The organism is Actinoallomurus acaciae, from assembly GCF_042429965.1.
GTDB classification, from domain to species: domain Bacteria; phylum Actinomycetota; class Actinomycetes; order Streptosporangiales; family Streptosporangiaceae; genus Actinoallomurus; species Actinoallomurus acaciae.
Genome location: NZ_JBHLZP010000919.1, coordinates 1 through 1,881 on the forward strand (window position 1 = coordinate 1; position 1,881 = coordinate 1,881).

At 74.7% G+C, this 1,881-nt stretch carries 4 protein-coding genes; 2 read left to right on the plus strand and 2 right to left on the minus strand.

Features of this window, described 5'->3' with window-relative positions:
• On the plus strand, positions 1–306 hold a 306-nt coding region (locus ACFFNX_RS48890), incomplete at its 5' end, for a glycosyltransferase (RefSeq protein WP_378213303.1).
• Positions 307–653: 347 nt separating this feature from the next.
• On the opposite strand, the gene ACFFNX_RS48895 is transcribed toward ACFFNX_RS48890, so the two are convergent.
• Both ACFFNX_RS48895 and ACFFNX_RS48900 read right to left on the minus strand, forming a co-directional pair.
• Positions 654–983: a hypothetical protein gene (locus ACFFNX_RS48895; protein WP_378213305.1), complete on the minus strand. Its 330-nt coding sequence runs from the start codon at positions 981–983 to the stop codon at positions 654–656.
• Positions 952–1,260 (minus strand): hypothetical protein, encoded by a 309-nt coding sequence (locus ACFFNX_RS48900; protein ID WP_378213306.1) that lies wholly within the window; start codon positions 1,258–1,260, stop codon positions 952–954. The genes ACFFNX_RS48895 and ACFFNX_RS48900 overlap by 32 nt, the downstream gene beginning before the upstream one ends.
• A 72-nt stretch (positions 1,261–1,332) precedes the next feature.
• On the opposite strand from ACFFNX_RS48900, the gene ACFFNX_RS48905 reads away from it, so the two are divergent.
• The coding region (locus ACFFNX_RS48905; protein ID WP_378213307.1) for a nitronate monooxygenase at positions 1,333–1,881 on the plus strand (549 nt) is incomplete at its 3' end.

Genomic DNA, 1,881 nt, shown 5'->3' on the forward strand with positions numbered 1-1,881 from the left:
GCGCTCGAGGCCATGGCGTGCGGGGTGCCGGTGGTCGTCTCCTCCGTCGGCGGTCACCTGGACACGGTCGTCGACGGGGTGACCGGCCTGTACGTTCCGCCGCTGGTGCCGAGCGCGCTGGCCGGGCGGCTGCGGCGGCTGCTGACCGATCCCCGCCTGGGCCCGTCCCTGGCCGCCGCGGCCGCCGTACGGGCGCGCGAGCGGTACTCCTGGAGCCGGATCGCGGCCGAGACGGAGGCGGTCTACAACCGGGTGATCGACGGCCGGGCGGACGCGATGGTCACGACCGGCGACGTACGGTCGTGACCGGGCCCGAGGACCGGTGTGAGGCGTTCCCGGCCTCGTGCCGGTCCGCGGGCGTCTCCGGTGAACACGACGGCGGCGGGGCGGATCGGGGTCGGAACCGTTCGTCCGGCTGGACCTCACGGTTCGTGCGGCGTCGGAGCGGCGCGCAGGTCGGTGCACGTTGATGAGCGCGACGCCGACGACGACCACGCCGGCGGCGGCGAACCTCGGCAGTCCCATCCGCTCGCGGAAGAAGACCGCTCCGATGACGGCACCGATGATCACTCCGGTCTCTCGCAGGGCCGCGACGGCGGCCGGCGCCCCGCGCGTCCGCGCCCACCCGACGATGCCGTAGCCGAGCACGGAGATCAGACCGCCGGGCAGGCCGAACCTCCACTGGGCGGCGACGCCGCGCCATACGGCCGCGCCGCGCGCCAGGTGCACCCAGGCGATGACCGGCGGCCCATGCACAAGAAGAGCCAGCCGCTGTAGCCGAGGGCCGTGCCCGGGTGCCGTACGCCGACGCCGTCGATGTACCCGGCGATCGAGACGCCGGTGAGGAGCGCGGCGCCGATGGCGTCGGCCTGCCGCCGCGACACCCCGCCCGCGAACGCCAGGGCGCCGAGACCGCCGCGACCCCGGCTGAGCTGGAATCCGGTGAGGCGCTCACCGAGCGCGGTGGCGGCGACGAACGCCACGGGCGAGCGGATAGACCTGGTTGAAGTCGCCCAGTTCGTACGAGCGGGCGAGCAGAGCCGTGTAGACGACGTGCAGCGCGACCGAGGCGGCGATCCAGGGCCAGGAGGCACACGCCGGCGTCCCGGCCGCGAGCACCATGAACAGCCCGGCCGCGCCCTGGGCCGCGCCGATGAGGGCGAAACCGGCGTACCGTCGGGCGCCGCCTTGGCCACGGCGTTCCAGATGGCGTGCAGGACACCGGCGAAGGGGAAGGCTCGGCTCACGGCTCCACCTCAACGGACGGGCGCCCGGCCGGGTAGAGATCCAGCCCTCATCTGAATCGTCGCGCCCGGGGCGGATGATGGGGTCATGACGTTGTCCACGGCGTTCACGAAGTTGTTCGGGGTGCGGCATCCGATCGCGCTGGCACCGATGGGAGGGTCGGCCGGCGGCGCGCTGACGGCGGCGGTCTCTCGCGGCGGCGGTCTCGGGATGCTCGGCGCGGGGAAGGGAGATCGAGCCTGGCTGGAACGCGAGCTTCCGATCGTCGCCGAGGGCACGGATGCACCGTGGGGTGTCGGGTTCCAGACCTGGGCGACCGACACCGGGGCGATCGAGCTGGCGCTGGAGCACGGCCCGCGAGCGGTCATGCTGTCCTTCGGCGACCCGGGCCCGTTCGTGGAGCCCATCCGGCGCGCGGGAGCGGTGCTGGTCATCCAGGTCACCGACCTGGAGGAGGCCCGGCGGGCCGTGGACCTGGGCGCCGACGTCATCGTGGCCCAGGGCACCGAGAGCGGCGGGCACGGAGCCCGGCACGGGCGGTCCACTCTGCCGTTCGTGCCGGTCGTGGTGGATCTGGCGGCGCCGGTGCCCGTGCTGGCGGCCGGCGGCATCGCCGGCGGCCGCGGCGTGGCCGCG